1 protein-coding gene is annotated in these 7,120 nt (G+C 72.5%); it reads left to right on the top strand.

What is annotated here, in order from left to right:
- Positions 1 to 23: 23 nt before the first annotated feature.
- Positions 24 to 7,100, top strand: a complete 7,077-nt coding sequence (locus ACIRPK_RS07125; RefSeq protein ID WP_403034182.1) for a hypothetical protein — start codon at positions 24 to 26, stop codon at positions 7,098 to 7,100.
- The last annotated feature ends 20 nt before the right edge of the window (positions 7,101 to 7,120 follow it).

Raw genomic sequence — 7,120 nt, 5'->3', positions numbered from 1 at the left:
CGGTTTCCACGGCGGATGATCAGATGTACGACGGATTGCGGGAGTTCATGGAGGGTGTCGAGAGTGACGTCGTCCCTGACCGTCCTGCGGGGGACGGGCCGGAGCCGGTGGAGCTACCTGCCGAGAAGGCCAACCCGGTGCTGGTTTCCACGGCGGATGATCAGATGTACGACGGATTGCGGGAGTTCATGGAGGGTGTCGAGAGTGACGTCGTCCCTGACCGTCCTGCGGGGGACGGGTCGGAGCCGGTGGAGCTACCTGCCGAGAAGGCCAACCCGGTGCTGGTTTCCACGGCGGATGATCAGATGTACGACGGGTTGCGGGAGTTCATGGAGGGTGTCGAGAGTGACGTCGCCCCTGACCGTCCTGCGGGGGACGGGTCGGAGCCGGTGGAGCTACCTGCCGAGAAGGCCAACCCAGTGCCGGTTTCCACGGCGGATGATCAGATGTACGACGGGTTGCGGGAGTTCATGGAGGGCGTCGACAGTGACGTCGCCCCTGACCGTCCTGCGGGGGACGGGTCGGAGCCGGTGGAGCTACCTGCCGAGAAGGCCAACCCGGTGCCGGTTTCCACGGCGGATGATCAGATGTACGACGGGCTCCGGGAGTTCATGGAGGGCGTCGACGGCAACGAGAGCGACGTTTCGGATCACCGGCCGCCAACACCCCCGCCGGCCGAGCACAACTCCCGTGAAAACGAAGGAAATTCCTCGCACCTGCCCCCGCCACCGCCGGAGGTCCCGGACGGCAGCAAGCCCGCAGACGGCAACGTCCCGACACCTCCCGAGCGGCCCGTCCCGGGTGGGGACTTCCCGCCGTTCGGGAGCCGGGTGACCGTACCGGGTGACGGCCTCTGCCTGCTCTACTCGCTCGCCGAGAGTGCGCCCGGCCTGGCGGGAGCGCCGACGGCGAGGCCCGGGCGCGAGGATGTCGTCCGACTGCAGTCCGCGGTGGAACGGCACTTCAACGAGCTGCCCCTGGAGCAGTGGCCGACCGAGGTCGTGTCCAATTACCGCAACCACCTGCTCGGCCTGCCGCGCCTGAGTGCGAACGAACTGCTCGGTCACCTCCCGGCCGACGTTCGGGAAGGCTACGCGGGGTTGCCGCTCGCGGACCTGAGGCAGATCGTCGGCGACCATCTCACCCAGAACGCGCCGCCGGTGTCGCCGGCCGAGCAGAGTGCCCTGCTCCGAACCGTCCGGCAGTGGGACACCCGGTGGTTGTCCAACGAAGGGGAGATGCTCCCGGCGGCGGCGGCCCACGCACTGGGCCTCCGGCTGCAGGTGGTCGGCCACGACGGCACCCCGCTGGCCCGCTTCGGCCCCCCGGAGGGGCAGCCGGTGACGGTGTATCACCAGGGCAACCACTACGACGGCAGTGAGCCGGTGGTCCCCGTTCCGCCGCCCACGCCCACGCCGGCGGTCACACCCACACCGGCCGCCACTCCGGAGACGCCGAAGGGTGCCGGCCCGGAGAAGGCAGGTGGGACTCCGGCGACGCCGAAGGAGCCGGCCTCGGAGGAGCTCGGTGGGAAGCCGGCCGCGCCGAAGGAGCCCGCCGGGGAGGAGCCCGCTGCGGAGGAGGCCGGTGGGAAGCCGGAGTCCGAGTCCGAGCCGCCGCCGGCCAACCCGGCTGCGGAGGCCGAGGCGGAGCCGCTGCCGCAGGAAGCCGCCGGGCCGCGGCCGATCGCGGGCAGCGACCTGGTGCTCGGGCTGACCGGGAACGAGGCGGCCGTTCGGGACAAGGTCATCGAGGTCCTGGTGGCGGCCGCGCCGGGAGACCGGGCGGCGGCCCGGGCCTTCGCCGACGCCCACTTCGGCCCGGCGACCCTGCGACCGATGCTGAGCGCGCTCTCCCGGGGCGAGGTGTGGACGGCCCCGTTCGACGCCAACGGCTGGAGCGGCGGCATCAAGCTGCGCGGTCAGGTCACCGGGTCGACGCACCTGCGGACCGAGAAGATCGAGATCGAGAACGGCGCCGACCGGATCGTGGCGGTCGGGACCGGCCGGGACGCGCAGTGGCAGTACAACATCGGAGTCCAGGCCCGGCAGTCGGGCGCCGGCGCGGAGGCGGCGGAACTGGCCGGCTACTTCCACGACCGTGGGCACGGCGAGGTCAACCTGGACCTCGGCGGGATGGTGGCGCGCTCCAAGACCTCCGAGCCCGCCGACGTGTTCGAGACGACGATGAAGCTGGAGCTCGACTTCAACGATCTGCGCCACGACCACCAGCCGGTGACCACCGGCTCGGACGGGCACACCGAGGCGGTGGACCTCAGCCTGAACGTCGCCGTGCCGGTGCGACCTGACGGTGACTCGGTCGGCGAGCTGCGGACACCCCCGCAACGTCTGCTGGACGGCCGGGTCGGCGGTCAGGAGATCGTGCTGGACCTGTCGCCGCACGGCGGGACCCACGACCAGCGGCCGGTGGAGGCGCTGCTCGGCCAGGTAAAGCAGGCGGCCGAGCAGGAGTTCGGCAAGGACTGGCCGGCGATGCGCGAGAAGGTCCTCGCGGAGGTCGACCTGGCGCGGCTCCAGCGGGATCTGAAGAGCATGACGGCCGGTGAACCGACCACGGTCACGCTCACCGACCGGCGCGGGAAGACGCTCGGCACGGTCGAGATCAGCGCGCGGGTCGGTGACCTGCACCAGACGGGCACCACCAAGGGGACCGAGTTCAACATCGGCACCACCGTCCAGCAGGTGCGCAGCACCGCGACGAACCGTGGCAACGCGGGGCAGCTCGGGGTGGCGGGTGTCCTGAGGCCGGGGGCCGCCCTGTTCGGCCTCGGCGGCGCCGGCCGGCTCGGCCGGGACCGGATCGAGATCGCGGGTGACAGCCGGACCGCCCAGCTGACCAGCAAGTCCAAGGTGCCGGGCGTCCGCTACGAGGGTCCCGTCCACTTCGAGATGACGTTCAACGGCAAGCCCGACACGCACCAGGCGGGCACGGCCGACGTCAAGCTGCTGGTGGACCGCGCCGACACGTCGAGCCCCGAGGCTGCCAAACCCGCGCCCGAGCAGGAGCCGAAGGAGCAGAACCCGACCCCCGAGGCCGGCCAACCGGAGTCCACGACCCCTGACACGACCCCCGACACCACCCCTGAGCCCGCCGAGACGGACGAGAGCGCCGCGCCGCCCACGCACGAGGTCACCAGCCCGCCGGAGTCGGTCTGGCAGGGCGGCAACGACCGGGGCGGCCTCGACGAGACCGTCGTGGTGCGGGACCTGGAGAGCACCGCCGCGCTGCGTGCGGCGGTGGACGCCCAGGGGCGGGCGAAGTTCGGCAAGGACTGGGACGCCGTCAGGGGGCAGGTCCTGCACGGGTTCAGCCAGCCGAACCTCGCCGCCAGGCTGACCGGGATGACCCGGGGCGAGCCCTTGGAGGTGAAGATCCCCGGCAAGGAGAACCTGGTGGTCACGGCGGTGGCCAGGGTCGAGTCGATGACCTACCGCCGCGAGGACGGCGAGGCCGAACTCAACACGGTGAACGAGACGGGCGCGTTCAGCGTGGACCGTCAGCTGCTGGCGCGCACCATCGCCGCCAACGGCCAGTTCGGCGGCACGGTCGCCAAGGCCACCCCCGGCCTCCCCGGCGCCGACCTGTTCGCCAACACCAACGGACAGCAGCGCGACCGCGCCGGCGGGCAGGGCCGCCGGGCCGACCGGGTGTACGCCAACGGCAAGTACAGTGCGCCGCAGGTGATCTACGGTGCCGAGCTGGTGGTGGACCTGCACTTCGGTCGGCCCGGCGAGACGGGCGGTGGCAAGTCCGACACCTCGGCACCGCTCAAGGTCGAGGTGGGTCTGGACGCCCGGGACACCGTCAAGGTGCAGGCGCCGCGGAGCGAGGACGGTGCGATCGCCTTCAAGCGGCCGGCCGGGCCCGCCGAGGGGACGCCGCCGGCCCGTGACGACCAGGCGGATCCGGCCGGCCGCAAGCCCGTTGACCCCGACCGGCCCGCGACCCACACCGCACCGCGCCGGATGCGCGAGCAGCACGAGCTGAACGCCTCCTACGTGGTGCACAGCCTGGGCGGCGCCGACAAGGTGCACACCGCGGTGGAGGACGCGCTCCGGGCCAAGTACGGCGAGCCGTCGCCGGAGGTGAAGCAGAAGATCGACGCCACCTTCGACCGGGTCGCGCTCAAGACCCAGCTCTCCCAGCTCACCCGGGGCGGGAAGATCACCGAGACCGTCTCCGGCACCACCTGGAAGGCCGAGGTGACCGTCACGGCCAGGCTGGCGGACGCCACGTACCACTCCACGGCGGACAAGTACGAGTTCGAGTCCGGCACCCGCACCTCGCGGGGCCAGGGGAACATGCGGGACCACCGGGAACGCTTCGACGGCGGTGGGCTGCTCAGGATGAAGGCCCCGTTCGTGGACGTCGCGGGTGGCTACACCTACCGGATGGACCGCACCTACGGCCACGGCGCGGAGACCGTCGGCTCGGCCTCGAACCGGGGCAAGCACGTCGAGCCGGCCGTGTTCTTCGACGTCGACACGGCGTACGACGTCAAGGTCACCTACACCCGGCTCGGCGTGAACGACGGTTCGCACACCGAAAAGGTCGACACCGTGGCCCGGGTGGCCGTCCCGATGCGCGACGCCGACCCGGTCTCGGGGCCGGTCGAGCGGACCACAACCAAGCAGCCGAAGGGCTTCGTGGAGGGACGGCGGCTGGACTCTTCGGCGATCGTCACCGACGTCCACGCGCTGCCCGACGCGGCGCAGGGCACGAAGAACGGGAAGGCCGGGTCGAAGCCGCGTCCGCAGCAGACGCTGGGCGAGTCGATCCTGTCCCAGGTGGAGTCGGGGCGGACGCCCGGCGCCCTGCGCCCGACGACCGGGAAGGCGGACAACCCCTTCGGCAGTGACCGGGCCGGCATCCGCCGCAAGCTGGACGCGGAACTCACCCCGGACCGGCTCCAGTCCAGGCTGAAGGGCATGACGGCCGGGGACGAGATCGTCGTGCGGCACGGGCGCACGACCGTCCGGGTCGGCGCGGTGCTCCGGGACCGGATGGAGCACCTGGGCGAGACCGGCACCACCGAGTTCAACACCGGCACCGACGTCCAGCGGTCCTTCGCGGACGCGGACGGCACCGGCCACGGCCACCAGGGCCTGCTCGGCGTGACCACCTCAGTCCCGGTGCCGAACACCCCGGTCTCGGTGACGGGCGGTGTGACCGGTACGGGCGGCCGGGGCCAGGACCACACGGACGTCCGGAACACCAGCACCTCGGCGGGCTCCGCCACCAAGGCCAAGCTGCCCGGCAGTGCCTACCGGGGCGAGGCGGAGCTCCAGTTCACCATCACCCGGCGGCCGTTGGTCGGTGCCTCGGTCCATCAGCGGCGCACGGCGGCGATCGGCTTCGAGACCATCGTGGAGTCCGGCGAGACCGTGCCGGTCGTCCCGAAGCGCTCCGACGGCGCGGCGCCCCCGGCGCAGCCGCCCCGGACGCTCCCGGCGGAGGCGCCCGCACCGGCTGAGGTCCGGATACCGCCGGAGCGGGTCTGGGACGACGGGCTGCGCGACAGCGACGTGCTGCGCTTCCTCGGCGACGTGGGCGGCGTCCAGGACCTGGCACGGCTGCGTGGTCCTGAGTTCTTCGGCAGGTCGAACTGGGAGGACATGGCCCCCATCGTGGGGACGGTCACCTCGCACAGCCACCTGTCGGCGCTGTTCGGCACCGCGACCCAGGGCACCGAGGCGTCGGCGACCGTCCCCACCAAGCGGGTGACGCTCGGCGGCGGCAAGGGGGTCGAGGTCGGGGTGAAGATCGTCTCGCTCGAACACCGGGACACCGACACCGCCGTGGAGTCGAGCCCGTCCAACTCCACCTCCGCCGGCACCGTCCACTCGGACCTGTCGGCGAAGAACGCGGGCGTGCAGGGCCAGGTCGGTGCCAGGATCACCGGGGACGTCGGCAACAACCCGGCGATCACCGGCGGGGCCCAGCGGTTCTGGCGCGAGGGCGGCACCCAGGGCGACGCGGGACAGATCGTCTCCAACGGCAAGTTCCCCACCCCGATGGCCCGCTACTCCGGCGCCGCCGAGGTGGAGGTGACGTTCTTCGACGGGAAGCAGAACCCGGTCACGGAGAAGGGGGTGGTGCCCTTCACCGTCGACATCCCGCTGGCGGAGACCACCAGGACCGACCTGCCCAACGACACCTACCTGGCCTTCACCGAGGACCACCGGGGCGGCGCACTGCGCTCCGGTGAGGGGGCCGGGCTGCTCGACGACGTCCACCGGACGCTGGCGGGAGGCGATCGGCCGTTCGACCACAGCACCGCGACACCCGCCGAGCTCGAGCAGCTGATGGGCACCGTCCGGGTCGGACGGACGGCCTTCGGCGGGGAGTTCACCCCCGGCACCGCGGCCGGAGACGCCCACGTCCGGGCCACCCACCGGCTGGTGGAGCTGTCCGGCGGGTCGTCGGCCGCCACCTCCGCGCTGCTCGGGGACCTGCTCGGCACGCCGCCCGGCACCGCGCTGAAGGCCGACCAGGTCCGCCAGGTGGTCGACTTCGTGGAGCGGAAGTCGGCCGGCGGGCCCGTCACCCTGGACGACCTGGTCGCCGGGGCGCAGGACGGCTGGCCCGCGAAGGAGCCGTACCAGATCCACCGCGAGGCGTGGACGGACCACGGACCGGCCAACGAACTGGTCACCGCGGCGATGGCCGATGCCGCGGCCGCGGCCCGCCCGCTGCTCCAGAACGGTCTGCCGGCGGGCGGGCGGCTCTACCTCACCGTCTCCGGGGAGGGCGCGGAACTGCCGCTGCGCCGGGAGTTCGAGGTGAGCGGCGACCCGGAGGAGCAGATCCGGACGATCGAGGAGGCCACCTACCTGAAGCCGGGCACCCGGCCGAGCGAGGTCGGCGTCCGGCTGGCCGGTGCGTCCGAGGGCGGGCAGGACTGGGACTTCCGGATCACCGCCCGGCCCGAGGGCAGCCGTGAACTGACGCTCCGTCACCGGCTTCCTACGGACGGGCAGCAGCCGGACGAGCAGGCCGGGACCGCCACCGCGGCGAGCGTCGCGGCAGCGAGCACCTTCGCCGCAGGGCGGACCGCAGTGCCTGCGGAGTCCGGATGACCCGGGGCGGCGGGCGCCCC

It is taken from the genome of Kitasatospora sp. NPDC101801 (assembly GCF_044766665.1).
Classification (GTDB): Bacteria; Actinomycetota; Actinomycetes; order Streptomycetales; family Streptomycetaceae; genus Kitasatospora.
The sequence above is the reverse complement of the archived record's forward strand: the minus strand, read 5'-3'. Positions and strand labels throughout refer to the sequence as shown.